At 35.4% G+C, this 16,952-nt stretch carries 19 protein-coding genes; 14 read left to right on the forward strand and 5 right to left on the reverse strand.

The features are described 5' to 3' along the window. Positions 1-81 precede the first annotated feature (81 nt). The 3 genes from AT726_RS10295 (at position 82) to AT726_RS10305 (ending at position 1,465) form a co-directional block, all read left to right on the forward strand. Complete coding sequence (locus AT726_RS10295; RefSeq protein WP_055275856.1) at positions 82-513, forward strand: MarR family winged helix-turn-helix transcriptional regulator; 432 nt, start codon at positions 82-84, stop codon at positions 511-513. A gap of 77 nt (positions 514-590) precedes the next feature. After that, the gene (locus AT726_RS10300; protein WP_055275854.1) at positions 591-1,070 is read left to right on the forward strand and encodes a glutathione peroxidase; all 480 of its coding nucleotides are present in this window, start codon (positions 591-593) and stop codon (positions 1,068-1,070) included. An 86-nt stretch (positions 1,071-1,156) separates the two neighbouring features. Continuing rightward, a complete protein-coding gene (locus tag AT726_RS10305; RefSeq protein WP_068759521.1) occupies positions 1,157-1,465 on the forward strand; it encodes a hypothetical protein in 309 nt (102 codons plus the stop codon). A gap of 133 nt (positions 1,466-1,598) precedes the next feature. On the opposite strand, the gene AT726_RS10310 is transcribed toward AT726_RS10305, so the two are convergent. Then, complete coding sequence (locus AT726_RS10310) at positions 1,599-2,030, reverse strand: hypothetical protein (RefSeq protein ID WP_068759522.1); 432 nt, start codon at positions 2,028-2,030, stop codon at positions 1,599-1,601. Between the two features lie 135 nt (positions 2,031-2,165). On the opposite strand from AT726_RS10310, the gene AT726_RS10315 reads away from it, so the two are divergent. Further along, positions 2,166-2,576, forward strand: a complete 411-nt coding sequence (locus AT726_RS10315) for an alpha/beta fold hydrolase (protein WP_055305324.1) — start codon at positions 2,166-2,168, stop codon at positions 2,574-2,576. A gap of 54 nt (positions 2,577-2,630) precedes the next feature. After that, on the forward strand, positions 2,631-2,852 hold the full coding sequence (locus AT726_RS10320; protein WP_055275846.1) for a hypothetical protein: 222 nt from the start codon (positions 2,631-2,633) through the stop codon (positions 2,850-2,852). A 94-nt stretch (positions 2,853-2,946) separates the two neighbouring features. Here AT726_RS10320 and AT726_RS13445 read toward each other — a convergent pair whose 3' ends face one another. Next, positions 2,947-3,075, reverse strand: coding sequence for a hypothetical protein (locus AT726_RS13445; protein WP_257720680.1), 129 nt, complete (start codon positions 3,073-3,075; stop codon positions 2,947-2,949). A gap of 188 nt (positions 3,076-3,263) precedes the next feature. Here AT726_RS13445 and AT726_RS10325 point away from each other — a divergent pair, with 188 nt between their 5' ends. Next, positions 3,264-4,064 carry an HAD-IIB family hydrolase gene (locus tag AT726_RS10325; RefSeq protein ID WP_055275844.1) on the forward strand — a complete coding sequence of 267 codons (801 nt, stop codon included), beginning with the start codon at positions 3,264-3,266 and terminating at the stop codon, positions 4,062-4,064. 100 nt (positions 4,065-4,164) lie between these two features. Then, on the forward strand, positions 4,165-4,833 hold the full coding sequence (locus tag AT726_RS10330) for a hypothetical protein (RefSeq protein WP_055244095.1): 669 nt from the start codon (positions 4,165-4,167) through the stop codon (positions 4,831-4,833). Between the two features lie 149 nt (positions 4,834-4,982). Here the strand turns inward: AT726_RS10330 and AT726_RS10335 are convergent, their stop codons facing one another. Further along, entirely contained in the window at positions 4,983-5,897 is a 915-nt protein-coding gene (locus AT726_RS10335) for a cation diffusion facilitator family transporter (RefSeq protein WP_068759523.1), read from the reverse strand. A 301-nt stretch (positions 5,898-6,198) separates the two neighbouring features. Then, positions 6,199-6,801, reverse strand: a complete 603-nt coding sequence (locus tag AT726_RS10340) for a C39 family peptidase (RefSeq protein ID WP_068759524.1) — start codon at positions 6,799-6,801, stop codon at positions 6,199-6,201. 134 nt (positions 6,802-6,935) lie between these two features. Between AT726_RS10340 and AT726_RS10345 the strand changes: the two genes are divergently transcribed. Together AT726_RS10345 and AT726_RS10350 are read left to right on the forward strand one after the other, a co-directional pair. Continuing rightward, positions 6,936-9,104, forward strand: coding sequence for a DNA topoisomerase III (locus AT726_RS10345; RefSeq protein ID WP_068759525.1), 2,169 nt, complete (start codon positions 6,936-6,938; stop codon positions 9,102-9,104). 305 nt (positions 9,105-9,409) lie between these two features. Further along, positions 9,410-10,642 (forward strand): DUF1002 domain-containing protein, encoded by a 1,233-nt coding sequence (locus AT726_RS10350; RefSeq protein ID WP_082704897.1) that lies wholly within the window; start codon positions 9,410-9,412, stop codon positions 10,640-10,642. Positions 10,643-10,751: 109 nt separating this feature from the next. Here AT726_RS10350 and AT726_RS10355 read toward each other — a convergent pair whose 3' ends face one another. Beyond that, a complete protein-coding gene (locus AT726_RS10355; protein WP_068759526.1) occupies positions 10,752-11,147 on the reverse strand; it encodes a hypothetical protein in 396 nt (131 codons plus the stop codon). A 302-nt stretch (positions 11,148-11,449) separates the two neighbouring features. Here AT726_RS10355 and AT726_RS10360 point away from each other — a divergent pair, with 302 nt between their 5' ends. From AT726_RS10360 to AT726_RS10380, 5 genes are all read left to right on the forward strand, one after another. Beyond that, a complete protein-coding gene (locus AT726_RS10360) occupies positions 11,450-11,815 on the forward strand; it encodes a hypothetical protein (RefSeq protein ID WP_068759527.1) in 366 nt (121 codons plus the stop codon). Between the two features lie 78 nt (positions 11,816-11,893). Beyond that, positions 11,894-12,511 (forward strand): hypothetical protein, encoded by a 618-nt coding sequence (locus AT726_RS10365; protein ID WP_055277525.1) that lies wholly within the window; start codon positions 11,894-11,896, stop codon positions 12,509-12,511. Between the two features lie 127 nt (positions 12,512-12,638). Beyond that, positions 12,639-13,898: a VanW family protein gene (locus AT726_RS10370; protein ID WP_068759528.1), complete on the forward strand. Its 1,260-nt coding sequence runs from the start codon at positions 12,639-12,641 to the stop codon at positions 13,896-13,898. A 157-nt stretch (positions 13,899-14,055) separates the two neighbouring features. Then, on the forward strand, positions 14,056-15,222 hold the full coding sequence (locus AT726_RS10375; RefSeq protein WP_068759529.1) for a leucine-rich repeat domain-containing protein: 1,167 nt from the start codon (positions 14,056-14,058) through the stop codon (positions 15,220-15,222). A gap of 475 nt (positions 15,223-15,697) precedes the next feature. Continuing rightward, a complete protein-coding gene (locus AT726_RS10380; protein ID WP_068759530.1) occupies positions 15,698-16,831 on the forward strand; it encodes a glycerate kinase family protein in 1,134 nt (377 codons plus the stop codon). Positions 16,832-16,952 lie beyond the last annotated feature (121 nt).

Below are 16,952 nucleotides of genomic sequence, written 5' to 3' on the forward strand. Positions count from 1 at the left end.
ATTTGACAGGTTCTCTGGAGTATGCTATGATTACCCTATGATTGATTGTATACAATTAAATTTGACGAAAGGGGAAGCATCATGAATAACTATGAGCATTTAAAGTTAGAAAATCAATTATGTTTCTCATTGTATGCTGCTTCACGCAAAGTCATTAAGTTATATAAACCGGTATTAGATGAATATGGCTTAACGTATACTCAGTATGTGACGATGTTAGTGTTGTGGGAAGATAGGCGATTAACAGTAAAAGAGATTGGTCAAAGGTTACATCTTGACTCTGGAACCTTAACCCCTCTTTTAAAAAAACTAGAAAATATGGGGTTAATTCATCGATATCGTGATCCAAATGATGATCGAGTCGTAGTCGTTGAACTCACCGAAGCAGGTTTACAGTTAAAGGATCAAATGAGTGATGTTCCAAAACGCGTGTTCTGTCAGATTAGTGGAACGTATGAAGAGGTACTACCTCTTAAGCAACTATTAGATCAATTACTTCACAAATTAGGTTAAACCAGTGGTTTAACTTCTTTATTTCATCAATAAATTGTATAAAATTAAATTTTATAAAATAATAAGGAGCGATAATAATGAATTTTTATGAATTAGAAGCAAAGAAAATGAATGGTCAAATGATAAAAATGGAGCAGTATAAAGGGAATGTTGTCTTAGTTGTTAATACAGCAAGTAAGTGTGGATTAACCCCACAATTTAAAGAGTTAGAAGAATTGTATCAGACTTATCATTCAAAAGGATTAGAAATTTTAGGATTCCCTTGCAATCAATTTGCAAAACAAGATTCAGGAAGTAATCAAGAAATCCAAGAATTTTGCCAGTTAAATTACGGGGTTACATTTAACATGTTTGAGAAAATTGAGGTAAATGGTGCTCATGCACATCCGATCTATCGTTACTTAAAGCAAGAAGTAAAAGGATTATTTGGTTCAGAGATTAAGTGGAACTTTACAAAATTCTTAATTGATCGTGATGGAAATGTGATTAAGCGTTATGCGCCGACAGTTAAACCATCAAAAATAGCGAATGATATTGAAAAGTTATTATTAAAGTAAGGCTACCATAGGTAGTCTTTTTTTATGGTTTAAAGACGAGCGTCGGTGAGAATGGAAAAAATTTATCGGGTGGACAAAAACAACGGGTGGCGATTGCACGCGCCCTTATTCAACAGATGCCAATTTTAATGCTTGATGAAGGGACGTCAGCCCTTGATTTGCAAACGGCGTATGACATTGAAAAGACGTTGTTGGAAATTGGGGAGTTAACGGTTATTACGATTACCCATAAGTTAAGTGAGGAGATCTTATCACAGTATGATGAAATTATTGTGATGGATCGTGGTCAAATTGTAGAAGCGGGAACGTTTGATGAATTAGTGCACTCTCATGGTGCTTTTTATAAATTGTATACATTGAAGCAAGAGGAATGTGCAATACCTTTAGCAGGATAAGAAAAAGCCCGATGTCAAATCGGGCTTCTCTTATATCAAATGTTATAGATAAAAAAATACATTGAATTATTGAAAAATAAGAACAGCATAAAATAATTAAAGTGTATGAAGGGGAGGCATTCAGGATAGAAACTTAATAACGGCGACAACCGCGTTTTTCGATATATCCTCCATGTTCGAGTTTAAAGAAGTCTTCTGATTCCCCAACGACACGCTCTACGTCCCCAATACGTAAAACTGTTGCGGTATGAGCAGTCATCGAAGGTTCAGTAAAGACTGGGATATTACTGATGATTTTAACAACGAAAGACTCTGCTAATTCGATGACTTCATTGGTTGGTCCTTTTAAAATGTCACAGGCTTCATTTTCAAGCCAGCCTAATTTAATTCGATACATGTCATTGACTTTAGATGAAACAGAAAAAACTTGATTTTCTTCAACAGACGCTACTTTTTTAGAGCTTGTTGAAGGATCTTTATAGACATTACAATGCTGTTTAACACCGACTAAAAACTTTTCAGATGGAACATAATACGTTTTCTCATTAAATTTAACATTAGCCATGATCATCAATCTCCCTTAATCATCATTTGAGATGAATATAGACTCTCACTATCAATATATGCCTAGTTTTGGGCTAATTTGCTAAAAAAGAGCATAAGTTTAGTGTGTAAAAGATAATAGGAGGAGTGAGGAAAAATGAATGTGAGACAAGCTTTGTTGAAAGGCATTCTTGGATTAGTGGGAGGTGCCTTACTTTATCGAGAATATTATCGAAAAAAAGCATTAAAGGATTATGAAATATTAGCTAATGATAGCCTTGATGAAGAAAAAGTGATTGAAATTAATGGCATCCAGCAGTGGTTATCCATTCGAGGTCAACATGCCAATCATCCAATCATTTTATTTGTTCATGGTGGACCTGGAAGCCCAATGACACCGATGATTTATAAATATCAAAAATATTTAGAAGATGAGTATACGATCGTTAACTGGGAACAACGGAGTACAGGAAGAACCTACTTTTTAAATAAAGCAAAAGAAACAGAGATTCAAAATCAATTATGCATAGAACAAGAAAGGAAAAAAATAAAGCTATTTACAAGGTAGGATGAGAATGATAAGATTTTAAAAAAATAGAAATAATGATAAGGAGAATGGTTGATGAAGAATAAAGGGTTACAGCTGATTTTATTTATTTTGAGTTTAATTTGTTTAATCATTTCAGCTAAATTATTTTATCAATTAGGAATTTATGTGGATGAAGCTAATACATCACCAAGTGTGGTTTTAGGTGGAAATTTTGGGGTCTGGTTAGAGTGGACACATCTTGCATTAATTGGAGCTATTTCTGTATTATCGGGAATCCAGTTATTTCATAAATAATTTATTAGTCGGGTAATGTGACGATACGTATTAAATAAATCGCGTCAAGGGGGACAATTACTTTTTTGGGGCCTTAAATAACAAGATTACGTTTTTATTGTTGAAGGATTTGTTGGGTATCTTCAGTTAACTTAGGCGTTTGAATAAGAATAGTTGGTTCGTCTAGTTCTTCATTAATTTGAAGTTCAATTTTCATTAACTCACCTTCTGATGTTTTTAGCATACGATACCTTTTGGTTAAAATATTTTAAATAGTGGTAAGTGGTTGGAATTAGAGGTTAGATAGTGTGCATAAGGTAATAAAAAGAAGGAAGTTTAATGCTTAGATGTTAAATTAAAGTGAAATAATGGGTTCATTTTCAACAAAATCAGTTATAATGGCAGTAAGATTAAATTTAGGTGGGGACGTTTATGAAACTATTTGCATCAGATTATGATGGAACGTATTGGAAGCATACGAAGAAAGGGCAATTGGACTTACGAAAAAATATTAAAGTGACAAAAAGGTGGCAAGAAGCGGGACATTTATTTGTTTTTGCCACTGGTCGTCCAATTTCGATGATGAAACTCGAGCAAAAAATGCATGGGATTGTGTATGATTACATTGTTGGCTTGAATGGTGGAATTATTATGTCTAGGGAGGGTAAGATTTTATTTCAGCAATCGATGGATGAAGCAGTGGCACGAAAGATTATCACGCGAATACAAGAAGAGGATGTTTTGCAATATGCGGTAACGGATGGAATTTGTGGACATTATCGAACAACATTTGGTCTAACACATAAGACATTTTATTTGTTTGCTATGTTTAAGCTTTTTTTAAGAAAGTATAGTTTGACGTTAGAACAGGCCTTAAATCGTCCTGTTGTACAAATTTCAGTTAAAACAAAAAGTCATAAGCAGGCCGTGGCATTTGCGAAGCAAATTAATGAAGAGTTTGGGGATCAAGTGGTTGCTTTTTCAAATTTAAGACATGTTGATATTTCAGCTAAAGGCTTATCAAAGGCAACAGGTGTTGAATATGTAGCGAAGCTTCATGAGATTAAAGATAAACATGTGTATTGTATGGGAGATAGTTTTAATGATGTTCCCATGTTTGAACAGTATCATGGTTTTACTTTACCTGAGGCTCGTCAGGAAATTAAAGAACAAGCAGAAGCAGTTTTTGAAACAGTAGGGGAAGCTCTGCGTTATATTTTAAATCATCATTAAAGAGGCTAAAGGGAACTTTAGTTTTTTTTGTTTCAAGGTTAGACACCACTTTCCGTGTAGTTGGATATAATATAACAGACTAGTGAAGGGGAGTGAATTGATGTATTGGCCACGTTCATATAGAAGAATCCCGTATCATTTAATGAGAGGATATCGGGGTTTGGATGATGGAGCTTGGGATGGAGACGGATGTGGACCAGGTGGTAATTGTGGAGGTGGTGGTCCATGGGGTGGATTTGGCTTTGGTGGTATAGGTTCATTTATTATTGGTGGGTTAACGGGTGCTTTTTTGGCTAATGCATTTGGTTCTAAAAATGCACAAGCGGCTCAACCTGTTATTGCACAGCCAGTTGTTCAACCCATTCCAATTGCTCAGCCGATGCCGTATGGCTATTCACCTTATGGCTCTGCGCCACAAGCAACACAAGTTCAAAATCAACAAGGACAAAAACAAATCATTTCATCAAGTGCAGTAGATGAAGATGAGGAGTTATATCCTGACTTTGATGAATGGAAGGGAAAACAACCGATTAAAGAGACTCACCATGTGTATACCATTCCTGCGCAATCCACCTATGTCCAACCCACGACTTATCAAATGCCAATGACGGCGATGTATCCAGCTGGTATGACACCTTATCCAATGGCTCAACAAGCTGTTGCTAACTATCCCATGGTTCAATCGGGTGTGACAAGTTATCAACTGCCAACGGTTGGTCGCCCGGTAACAACGGCGATGCCGTATTATATGTTTCCAGTGCAACAGTAAAAGCCCCACTTAGCGTAGGGCTTTTTTTAATGGGATTTGATCGTTTGCGACTTCAAAGTTATCACTCACTTCAAGTAAAACAGATTCTTTACTTCTTGTTGTGCTCTAATAATATTTGTGGGTAATAATTAGAATATAGGATGAAAGGCTTATTCATGAGGATGATGATATTTACAAGGAGGATCGCTTGGAAGTTTCAGAGGATTAACGTGAACAGTACAATGTTTAATTTTATGAATGTTTTGTTCGAGTTGATAATGAACCGCTTCTGCAATCGTATGAGCTTCAATTAAGCTTAAGGTCGGTTCAACTGAGATTTCTAAATCGACGTAAATTCGATTAGAATGAACGCGTGTTTTTAAAGAATCAATCGCTAAAACGCCATTAACCGATTGAATTTGTTGAATGATTTCATTAACGAGTTCAGGGCTTGCTGCCTTATCAATGACTTGATTCGTTGCTTCAACGAAAATCTCAATCGCGACTTTTAAAATGATGAGAGTAATGACTAACGCAGCTAAAGGATCTAAAATGGGGAATCCAAGACGTGCACCTATAATCCCAATTAAGGCTCCAATCGAAGATAATGAGTCACTTCGATGATGCCAAGCATCAGCAGCTAAGGCGGTTGATTCAATTTTTTTCGCTTGGCGAATGGTGTAATGATACATCCATTCTTTAACTCCGATTGATAACAGGGCAGCCCAAATGGTCATCATTTTAGGAATGATATAAGAGCTGGATACAATCGTTTGAATGGCAGAGTATCCAATTGATAATCCTGTTAAAAACAAGATGAACGCTAAAATTTTACTAAGGACTGCTTCAAACTTTTCATGCCCATAAGGATGATCAATATCCGCTGGTTTTTGAGAAATTCGAAGTCCAATAAAAACGCCAATGGAGCTAATGACATCAGATAATGAGTGAACTCCGTCTGAAATCATTGACGTACTATGCCCAATGAATCCAGCTAGTAATTTAATCAAGGATAAAAAGATATTCATGACGACCGTTATTAAAATCGTACGATTACCAATTTGCTCACGAGTAGAATGAGTCATACGAATCACCTCTAAGTTTCAATTAATCGTTATGATAAAATATGAGAAAAGTTAGGATTCGTGCCTAATGATGTATAATAAGGCGTGATTTTGGAATAGTAAGGTTATCTTAAACATAAAGGAAGGATTCAGTGTGAGTGTCAACATCTTCATTCAAATACTCTTAATCATTTGTATTCTCAGTGTCGTCTGGATGGGACTTATTTGTTGGTGTGCTTATGATCAACAACTCAGACGTCATGAAGTGTTTGAACAAGAACAAGAGAAACAAAAAAAGGTAATCCTTTTCTATTTTAAAGGATTACCTTTTTTGAGTGGTAAAGTAGACATGATGAAAGATTGGAACCCCATTATCCCACATACTTAAAAAATAGTCCGTTGATAGGGTGCGATTTCCTGGTGCTTCTTGATTTTCATCCCCTTCACGTAAAGAGTCAAAGAAATAGACTTCATGGAGTGAATCATCATAGCCAACAACTGTCATATAATGTTGCCATTTTAGCCCATCTCCGACTAAAACAATAATTGGCGTGCCTTCTGTGAGTCGTGTTTTTAACGTTTCAAATGTTCCATGATACATAGTGACATCATAAGAACTGTCTTTGAAATAATCTAAAATTCCTTTTGGCAAGACATATCCGGAAAACGGAAGTTTATAATCAAATTCCTCATAGAGTTCAAGGCCTTTTTTAGTTTCCCCAAAGTGTCGCATGACATAAGCACTTGAGAACGCAGAACATTCATTGACGACTTGTGTTTCAAAATGATTCTCCGTCGTAATGATAAATGAATCGGGATAGTTCACTTGTACTGGATCACTTGTTGGAAATGGCGATAGGTAATAAAGAACCAATGTCGTCAGAACGAGTAAAATCAGACTTCCCCAAATTAAAAATTTCTTCATGATTAAATCCTCCCTGTTTGATTAGAGTTATTATATCATGGATTTACATTTTCTGTAAAAATATCGAAGCGTAGTTTTTTTTAGATGAAAATGATACAATGAATAAGAATTTAACTCAAGAAAGGATGTTAAACATGAGCAAACGATTAGTGTTAGCTGAAAAACCATCCGTTGGACGCGATATTGCGCGCGTTTTAAATTGTACCAAGCAAGGAAATGGTTATTTAGAAGGAAAAGATTACATTGTAACTTGGGCACTTGGTCATTTAGTAACATTAGCCGATCCAGAAGCTTACGATGTGAAATATAAATCATGGAATCTAGAAGATTTACCGATGTTACCTAAACAGTTTAAATTAGTGGTGATTCCGAAAACATCGAAACAATTTAAAGCAGTTAAGGAACAAATGCTTCGAAAAGATGTCTCTGAAATTATCATTGCTACTGATGCAGGACGTGAAGGGGAGTTAGTAGCTCGTTGGATTATTGAGAAAGTTGGCGTTAAAAAGCCGATCAAGCGTTTATGGATTTCTTCAGTGACGGATAAAGCGATTCAACAAGGATTTAAAACGTTAAAGGATGGTCGCAACTATGATAATCTATATTCTTCAGCAATTGCTCGTTCAGAGGCGGATTGGATTGTGGGGATGAATGCGACACGTGCCTTAACGACGAAACATAATGCGCAACTGTCTTGTGGACGGGTTCAAACTCCAACATTGGCGATGATTGCTAAACGTGAGGAGGAGATTAAGCAGTTTAAGCCAAAGACTTATTATGGGTTAACGGCGATCAGTCAAGGAATTAAGTGGACGTGGCAAGATGGGAAGTCGAAAGATATTAAGACGTTTAATGAGGAGCGTATTGGGCAGTTATTCAAGTCGTTACAAGGCCAGTCGGCTCAAATTGAGAAGGTAGCGAAGACAGAGAAAAAGGTGTATGCACCAGGACTTTATGATTTAACGGAGTTACAACGTGATGCCAATCGTATGTTTGGTTTCTCGGCGAAAGAGACGTTATCGATCATGCAAAAATTATATGAACATCATAAGGTTTTAACGTATCCTCGTACAGATTCTCGCTACATTTCAACAGATATTGTCGAGACGTTACCTGAACGTTTAAAAGCAGTCGCGATTGGGCCTTATCGCGCAGTGGCGAATCAGTTATTAAAAGGTAAACTTGTGACGAATAAATCGTTCGTTGATGATAAAAAGGTAAGTGATCACCATGCGATTATTCCAACCGAACAAACAGCTTTATTAACGGATTTAAGTGATAAAGAACGTAAGATTTTTGATTTAGTCGTGAAACGCTTCTTAGCGGTACTCTCGAAACCGTTCGTCTATGAACAAACAACGTTAACAGCGAAAATTGGAAGTGAGACATTTGTAGCGAAAGGAAAACGCGTCCTTTCATTAGGGTTTAAAGAAATTTATAGCCATCAAGATGAAGAGGCTGATGATCATCAAAACTTACCGCTGGTAGAAGCGGGTACTATTTTACCAATTTTAAAAATCATTCAAACATCAGGTCGTACGCAACCACCTGCTTACTTTAATGAGGCGACCTTATTATCAGCAATGGAAAATCCAGCTCGTTTTATGAATGGGGTATCCAGTGATGTGGTAAAAACATTAAATGAAACGGGTGGACTTGGAACGGTTGCAACCCGTGCAGATATTATTGAAAAGTTATTTAATAGTTTCATGATTGAAAAGAAAGGTCAAGAGATTCACTTGACTTCAAAAGGACGCCAGTTGCTTGATTTAGCCCCAACCGATTTAAAATCACCTGAACTAACAGGAGAGTGGGAACAAAAATTAAGTGACATTGCTAGTGGAAAATTGAAACGTCAAAGTTTTGTTAATCAAATGCGTGAGTATGCGACAACCGTTGTTCAAGAAATTAAAGGCAGTGATGCAAAATATAAGCATGATAATCTGACGACAACGAAATGTCCAGAGTGCGGAAAGCCAATGTTAGCGGTTAATGGAAAACGTGGAAAAATGCTTGTGTGCCAAGATCGTGAATGTGGAACACGTAAAACCATTTCTCAAATCACAAATTCACGTTGTCCAAACTGCCATAAGAAGTTAGAGCTTCGTGGTGAAGGCGAAAACCGAATGTTTGCCTGTGTTTGTGGTCACCGTGAAAAATTAAGTACTTACAATAAACGAAAACAAGAACAGAAAAAACAAGGAAGCAAGCGCGACGTTCAAAAATATCTTCGTGAACAAGAAAAAAATTCAGAACCAATGAATTCAGCTTTAGCTGATGCATTAGCTAACTTAAAACTATAAAATAAGGGCCTCTCAATGTTGAGAGGCTTTTGATTTATGAACTAAAAAAGGAGAAGGCCTTTGTCCTTTTAGTAAAGAATTAAAAATGGAATACTAAAACAGAGCTATTTTGCTCCGTTTTTTGATTGAGTAGAAAATTGTGTTGTTTTTATACATCTTTTGCATGATTTTAAGTGAAAGTTTTGTTATGTTAAATTTATGTTTCATGATGAATTAAAACATGGTAAAATACCATTGATTCTGGAAGAGGTAGAGATAAATGACTGATTTGTTATCATATAGCAGAACTAGGGAGGAACTATAATATGTTGAAAAATAGTTTGATAAAAAAAACAGTGCTAGCTTTAACAGTAGTTGCTGGATTAAGTGTATCAATGACAGCCTTTGCTAAATCATCATTTACTGGTGAGTATCGTCAAGGGGAAATTTTATCATTTGGTTCAAGTTTGAATCAACGTGAAGAAGCAGCATTAAGAGATTATTTTGGTGTTTCAGATGAGATGGAGGCTATCTATGTAGATAATGAAACAGCGATTAAACAATTAGGATTAGCGCCAGATGCATTAGATGACTATAAAGGTGGCTGGTATTCATCAGCTTATGTGAAGTTAACGGACCAAGGAGGAATTAATGTTTCTTCTAAAAATGTAAGTTTAGTAACGAATGAAATGTTTGCGAATGCATTAATCACTTCTGGGATTTTAAATTGTGAGGTTATTGTATCGGCACCGTTTATGGTAACGGGTGAATCTGCATTAGCAGGGATTTTAGCGGGTGCAGAGGAAATTATGGGAGAAAGTTTATCTGAAGAAAATAAAATTGTTGCTAAAGAAGAAATCGATACAACGTTAGAAATAGCGGATGAAATATTGAATAATCCAGACAATGAAATTAATTCTTCAAGTGATTCTTCAACGGTAGCATCTGGGATTATCAATGATATTAAGCAGCAAGTCATTAAAGATTCTCCGAATTCGACTCAAATCGAACAAATTATTGTAAACGTGACAAACAATTATGGAGTTGAGTTGAGTGAAGAATCAACGGAAAGAATAGCGAACTTAATGGAAGACGTGAATAAATTAGATATCGATTATAACGATATTAAAGAGACGATGAAAAATATCGGTGATAGTATTTCTGAAAGTTTAAAAGAAGCGGGAGTTAAGCTGAAAGAGTCTGGGGTTTTAGAAAAAATCGGTAACTGGTTCGTTGATTTAGTCAGAGGAATTGGTGAATGGATTAAAGGTTTATTTATTTCATCAAATGAAGTAGATTCTCCTATTTTAAATGAAGAGGAACCGTCTGACATGAATGCTTCAATTGAAAGTAGTGATGAAAGTGGAAATGTTGAAGTTTTTGAACCTACCACTTCAGAAGAAACAGATATCAACACAGAAGATCTAACAGCCGGTGAGAACGTAGATGAAAATGAGCCAAAAGATAATGTTGAACAAAATTCTGAAGAAAATGAAGCAGAAGTAGTACCAGAAGAGACAAGCAATAATCTTGAAAACAACGAAAGTGTATCAGAATAACAAAATTATATTTAAGCGAAAAATAAACTAATTATTTGAGAACCTTAAGGGTTCTCTTTTTTGGAAGGAATTACATTAAATAGAATCAAAGAGATAAAAAAATGGCCGATTAGGCCGTTTCTTTTGTTTGACTTATGGGCTTCTTTTTTTGGTTAAGGTAGGTATGTACATAGCAAGTAAGAGTCGCGAAAAATCCGATTCCATCCATTAATGTATCGTACGGATGATAGTGAAAAATAAGTGCATAAATATATTGGATGCTCCAAAGTCCGATAATCGGAAGGAGTGCCCAGTTCCATTTTTGAGATGGTACCATTAATAAATAAATCATTGTGACAATTAACATGGACGTCATCCATGGAACGACTTCTTCTGGCATGATGATCATTGGATCGGCACACCCAATGGTTAAACTCCATCCTAAGTTTACAAGCATCCAAAACCATAATAGAAAGTAAAATCCGTTTTTTAAAACTTTTTTTATGATGATTAACGTTTGATTCATTTAATTTCCCCCATTCCTGAATCGTTAAGTTTATTATAGTTTGTCCGGATTAAAGATTCAACGAGATTATTTCCTTATTTTTACAGGTTTTATTTTTTAGATGAATATAAGCTATAAGTGTAGTTACATGAATTAGAAGAGAATGATCTATCGTTAGAAGAGGTCGTTGTGACGAGTGAACTAAGGGAGATGTTAATTAATAGAAATGAGGATGGATCATTAATGATAGTCCCGCATCATTTTGTGAATTACTTGTAGAATTTTGATGGTGAAAAGAATTAGATTGAAAAAAAGGTGGGAAAATGAAACGTGTAGGGTTGTTTTTTATTGTCATGATAGTGGGTTTAATGGTAGTCTTAGTTTATAATAAATCAGTCGTTATAGAAGTGACGGATGAGCTTATAAAGACGTGTTTACGAAGTTCTGATACGGATGAGTTTGATAACGCATGCTTGACCAAAGAATCATGGAATCAGGAGTATCTTTTTCAGTCGTATACTTCACGACAGCTCATTGATGTAACGTTAGGAAAAAAGCTTAATTTTGAGACACTGATTGAGCTTAGCGATCAAATAGTTTTATTTGCTTTTATGAAAGATAAGCGAGTTGTCCGTTATGTCGAGGTACCACGTGAGTTTGTTGAGTTTGAATTAGAATCTAAAATTTAAACCATTAGTCACCAAGTGGGAAGTGTCGCAATTAAACAACCGTTAATGATAGAATAGTTTAAAAGAAGGATGGGGTAGATGAAGCGCTGGATTGTTATCTTAATGCTAGGAATATATCTTTGTGGGTGTGAAAAAAAATCTGAACCTATTAATGATGAGGTTTCGGAAGAACATCAACGTTTGTTAATTATGGATGAGGTTAATCGAGAGGATTATGAAAGTAATCGATTTTATGCGATGGGAGATCCTGTTGTCTTTTTATCTGGAGATCAAAACGATGTCCTTTGGCAAGTAACGTTGACTGATTATGAAGTTATTCAAGATTCGCATGAGGGATTTAAAAAGGCATTAGTCCTCCATTTTAATTATCGTTATTTTATGCAAGAGTTTATTATGTCTCAAACGTTACAGTCTATTGTTCATCCGACTGTTTTTTATCAAGATATTGCATTAAAACCACAAAGTTTAGCTGAAGCAACCATCGCATATAATATTGGGAATTATGCTAAAAGTCCTCATATTCTTTATGAACCTATTGTTAATGATGAAATGATTTGTAAGCTCGTTTATTTGCAAGCCAATACGGATCAAAGCTGTTTTAATTATTATAGTTATGCAGGACCTGGCGAATATCTCATCAGTTTTGAAAGTGGAAAGGGAGAACATTTTAATTACATGATTAATGTCAAAGAGTAAGTCGAATTCTTGGAAAAAAAACACCAAAAAACGAAAGATTCTTAAAAAAACGTGACATTATGGTATGATAAATGTGGGCTTAGGAGAGAGATAAGGAGATTAAAGATTGAATTAAAGGGGTCATGTTATGAGTAAGAAGAAAAACGTATTAATTGGAGGGGCTGTCGGAATTTTAACTGTTGGATTAGTATTCGGGGGGATTAAAGCATATGAATACTATCAGGCTAAAGAATTAGTTCTGACGTATGAGGACATTACATTTCCAAATATTAAAGTGAATGAGAAGGATGTATCAGAAATCTCTAAAGCTAATTTAGAACTTGTCTTAAAAGAAGAAGTTGAAGGGCTTGAATCACGTTTGATTGAAGTTAAAATTGATGATCAAACTTTTTCAAAGACGTTAAAAGAATTAGGCTTTGTTGCGAGTGAAGATGTTAATGAATTAACTGATGAAATTTTTGCACTTGGTAAAGATTTAGAAATTCTTGAACAAGCAAAAAGAATTGAAGCAGCACCAGTAGTTGAATATACTATTGAATATAGCTATGATGAGTCATTAGTGGATGAATGGATTCAATCCATTGCACAGCAGCTTTATGTTGACAAAGAAGAGCCAACGTTTAAAATGGTTTCAGCAGGGAACTTTGAAGTGACGGAAGGACATGCAGGCTATTCGATTGATGCAGATGCAATTAAAGAGCAGGTTAAAACGGCATTAAATGAAGTTTCCGCAGAGACTATAGAAGTGACAGCAGAAGGAATCGTTGATAAACAAGCGAAAGATCCTGAACTGTTAAAGTCAGTGAACTATAAAATCTCAACTTATAGCTCAAGCTTCCCAGTCGGTATTCCAAGATCGAAAAACGTAGAACTAGCAACATCTAAAATTAACAAGACATTGTTAATGCCTGGGGATGAGTTCTCGTATACAGATAAAGTGTCACCTGTTATTTATTCAAATGGTTATGTTGATGCAACTATCTTTGTTAACGCTCAACCGGTTAATGGAGTTGGAGGCGGAATCTGTCAAGTATCGTCAACGCTTTATAACACTGTGTTACTAGCTGGAATTATGCCTACTGAACGTCGTAATCATAGTTTACAAGTTGGATGTGTACCTGTCGGACTGGATGCGACGATGGCAGAAAATGCAATCGATTTTAAATTCGTAAATACATTAGATTATCCAATTTATATTAATGCCTATACGAGTGGTGGAACGTTAACGATTGAATTTTGGTCAAATGAAGATGCCCTGGATGGAGTGACGTATAAACCACAGGTTAAACAAGTAGGGCAGAACAAATATCAAACTTACTTATTGGGGTATGATACAAATGGTAGCTTGGTGTATAATGAATATATTGATACAAGTACTTATAAGTAAGAGAAAAGCTTCACTTCCGAGCGGAAGTGAAGCTTTTTTTATGTCATTTAACGTGCCAACCTAAGAAACAGAGAATATCTTATATTGTATCCTGGTCATATTAACAGCAAGATAAGTGAAAGGAATTTGTAGCAGACTAGAAAGAATGTGATGACCATTGAATAATGTTATAAGAGACGAAAAATTAAAAGCTGCCTTAAATAAGCAATATTTAAATCAGCCAGCTGACCAAGTAATTACTAAAGATCAGTTAGCAAATTTACAAGGAACTGTCACGTTAGATAACAAAGAAATCAAAGATTTGACTGGGATGAATTATGCAACTCAGATTACCGCATTATATTTAAATCATAATGAGATTATTGATATTACACCTTTAAAAGATATGGTTAATCTTCGACAAATCAGCTTAATGAATAATCAAATCAAAGATTTAAGACCTATGAGTTCACTCGTAGAGCTACAAAGTTTAAACCTCAGTAAAAATCAGATTCAAAGTGCATGGCCTTTAACAAAATTAAAAAACTTAAAGACGTTATTTCTTGATTATAATCCGCTTCAAAGCTATGATGAACTTCGATTTATGAAACAATTAACCTTATTATCGATGAGAGGAGTTGGGATTTCTAATTTGGCAGTCTTGTTACCACTCGTGAATCTTGAAGTCCTTTATTTAGATGATAATAAGATACAATCACTTGAACCATTAAGTCAGTTATATTTATTGTACCAACTCAATATTAATGGGAACCAAGTACATAATTTGAAGCCAATTGGGGCACTTAAGTACCTTCAAATGTTATTTGCCAATCAAAATCAAATTGAGAATCTAGAGCCGTTAAAAAAATTGAAACAACTTCAGTTTTTAGATTTAAATCATAATCATATAGAGGATTTAACACCGTTAGCTAGCGTCGAGTCATTAGAAGCATTAAGTATTATGAATAATCGGGTAAAAGATTTAACGCCGATTACTAAGCTTCCACATTTGATAGCTTTACTTGCTCAAGGCAATCAAATTACCTCTTTAAAGGGGATACAGGCATTACCCATTATTAGCCTTGAAAATCAGTCAATTGAATGGGAATCGATTATGATTAATAAATCTGAATATGCGATTGAATTGAAAGGAAGATTAATTGATACGAATGGAGAGGTTCCATTGATTACAGCCATCAGTCCCAAAACAGTCACCTACGATGTTTTAAAATCACGACTGATTGTTAATCAGTTAGAGCCACTGATTACTGTGTTTTTTCATAATCAAAATGAAGAGATTCCATTTAGTGGTGAACTTCGTCTTTCATTCAAGGAATTAGAATAAAAGCGGTCATTAGATCGCTTTTTTATTTGGATAATCTGTGAATTAGAGCTATCTTTCTCGTTGTATGATAGAGAAAATGAAGGGATTTTTGTTGTAAACTACTGAATATGTATGTGCAAGAAGTAAAGGAGATGTTATAATAAGGCTCGCTCTATAAGAAGTCTGTTTTTATGACGCTTTAAGATTTTCACTTAGGCGAGCAATGACGGTTATTGGTTCATATATATAAGTCCCGATAAGTTTTTTACAGTGTAAAATTAAAGCCCTAGCAGTAGAGGATTAGATTTCTTTCAGAAATCGCTAGTTGGCCCCTGGACGATAGGATGCCTTAGTATTGAAAAGCTTTAAGTACTAAGACTGACTTAGAAAGAGGAAAAACATTTATATTTGTATATAGAATATTTTTTGAGTTAATTTAAGGGATACTTGATTAGAATAATCTTCTAGTAACAAAAAAAGTAAAGGAGTGACTCAAATGAAGGCTGTTGTAGTGATGGATTCGCTAAAAGGAAGTTTAAGTTCAATGGAAGCAGGAGAAGCAGTTAAAGCTGGGATTTTAGCTGCGAATCCAGAGGCAACAGTGATTGTTAAACCATTGGCTGACGGTGGAGAAGGAACAACAGAAGCTCTTGTTTGTGGATTGAATGGCAGGTTAAAAACAATACAAGTTACAGGTCCTATTTATGAACCTGTCATCGCACAATACGGGGTAATTGATGAAGTGGCTGTCATTGAAATGGCACAAGCAGCGGGATTACCTCAAGTTCCAACAGAAAAGCGCAATCCATTAGTGACAACAACTTATGGTGTCGGCGAAATGATTAAGGCGTGTGTTGAGTCAGGATGTAAGAAGTTCATCATTGGAGTTGGGGGATCAGCGACGAATGATGCAGGAATTGGAATGTTAATGGCATTAGGATACAAATTCTTAGATGCTAATGGACAAGAAGTGGTGCAAGGAGGACAAGGATTAAGTCAAATTGTTTCAATTGATGCGTCAGATATTTTACCGGGATTATCATCTTGTGAATTTAAGATCGCGTGTGATGTCACTAATCCATTGTATGGAGAACAAGGAGCGGCTTATATTTATGCTCCGCAAAAGGGTGCAACACCTGAAATCGTTAAAACGTTGGATGACGGATTACGTCATTTTGCACGTATAGTTGAATGGGATCAAAAAGCAGACTTTGCTAACTTACCAGGTGCCGGAGCAGCAGGTGGTCTTGGATTTGCTTTTACTGCCTTCTTAAATGGAACATTACAATCAGGAGTCCAACTGATTTTAGAAGAGACAAAGTTGGAAGAGGTGCTTAAGGGGGCCGATTATGTGTTAACGGGGGAAGGGCGGTTAGATCATCAAACGGCAATGGGGAAAGCACCGATCGGTGTTGCCAAATTAGCAAAAAAATATGGGTGTAAAGTGATTGGATTAGCAGGAGCAACAACAAAAGAAGCAACAGCATGTCATAAAAAAGGCATTGATGCTTATTTCTCTATTGTTAATCATCCGATGTCATTAGAAGAAGCAATGAAACCGGAGATCGCTTTTGAAAATATAAAACAAACGACAGAACAGATTTTTAATTTGATTAAAGCAATCAAGTAAGATAAAACAAGGAAATCAATGTACTTTTCCTCATCATAACCTTTTATTTACATCATTATTAACTTCAAGGTATAATATTTTTACATTGTCTTAAATAGTTGATAATAGGATAACAGAAGAA

The organism is Turicibacter sp. H121 (genome assembly GCF_001543345.1).
Lineage (GTDB): Bacteria > Bacillota_I > Bacilli_A > MOL361 > Turicibacteraceae > Turicibacter > Turicibacter bilis.

Excerpts from the sequence above, each read along its gene's own strand:
- AT726_RS10325 (WP_055275844.1), top strand. The coding sequence starts at position 3,264 with ATGAAACTATTTGCATCAGATTATGATGGAACGTATTGGAAGCATACG.
- AT726_RS10360 (WP_068759527.1), top strand. The coding sequence starts at position 11,450 with ATGAAACGTGTAGGGTTGTTTTTTATTGTCATGATAGTGGGTTTAATG.
- AT726_RS10350 (WP_082704897.1), top strand. The coding sequence starts at position 9,410 with ATGTTGAAAAATAGTTTGATAAAAAAAACAGTGCTAGCTTTAACAGTA.
- AT726_RS10330 (WP_055244095.1), top strand. The coding sequence starts at position 4,165 with ATGTATTGGCCACGTTCATATAGAAGAATCCCGTATCATTTAATGAGA.
- AT726_RS10335 (WP_068759523.1), bottom strand. The coding sequence starts at position 5,897 with ATGACTCATTCTACTCGTGAGCAAATTGGTAATCGTACGATTTTAATA.
- AT726_RS10310 (WP_068759522.1), bottom strand. The coding sequence starts at position 2,030 with ATGGCTAATGTTAAATTTAATGAGAAAACGTATTATGTTCCATCTGAA.
- AT726_RS10340 (WP_068759524.1), bottom strand. The coding sequence starts at position 6,801 with ATGAAGAAATTTTTAATTTGGGGAAGTCTGATTTTACTCGTTCTGACG.
- AT726_RS10300 (WP_055275854.1), top strand. The coding sequence starts at position 591 with ATGAATTTTTATGAATTAGAAGCAAAGAAAATGAATGGTCAAATGATA.
- AT726_RS10370 (WP_068759528.1), top strand. The coding sequence starts at position 12,639 with ATGAGTAAGAAGAAAAACGTATTAATTGGAGGGGCTGTCGGAATTTTA.
- AT726_RS13445 (WP_257720680.1), bottom strand. The coding sequence starts at position 3,075 with ATGCTAAAAACATCAGAAGGTGAGTTAATGAAAATTGAACTTCAAATT.
- AT726_RS10380 (WP_068759530.1), top strand. The coding sequence starts at position 15,698 with ATGAAGGCTGTTGTAGTGATGGATTCGCTAAAAGGAAGTTTAAGTTCA.
- AT726_RS10355 (WP_068759526.1), bottom strand. The coding sequence starts at position 11,147 with ATGAATCAAACGTTAATCATCATAAAAAAAGTTTTAAAAAACGGATTT.
- AT726_RS10295 (WP_055275856.1), top strand. The coding sequence starts at position 82 with ATGAATAACTATGAGCATTTAAAGTTAGAAAATCAATTATGTTTCTCA.
- AT726_RS10345 (WP_068759525.1), top strand. The coding sequence starts at position 6,936 with ATGAGCAAACGATTAGTGTTAGCTGAAAAACCATCCGTTGGACGCGAT.
- AT726_RS10320 (WP_055275846.1), top strand. The coding sequence starts at position 2,631 with ATGAAGAATAAAGGGTTACAGCTGATTTTATTTATTTTGAGTTTAATT.
- AT726_RS10315 (WP_055305324.1), top strand. The coding sequence starts at position 2,166 with ATGAATGTGAGACAAGCTTTGTTGAAAGGCATTCTTGGATTAGTGGGA.
- AT726_RS10365 (WP_055277525.1), top strand. The coding sequence starts at position 11,894 with ATGAAGCGCTGGATTGTTATCTTAATGCTAGGAATATATCTTTGTGGG.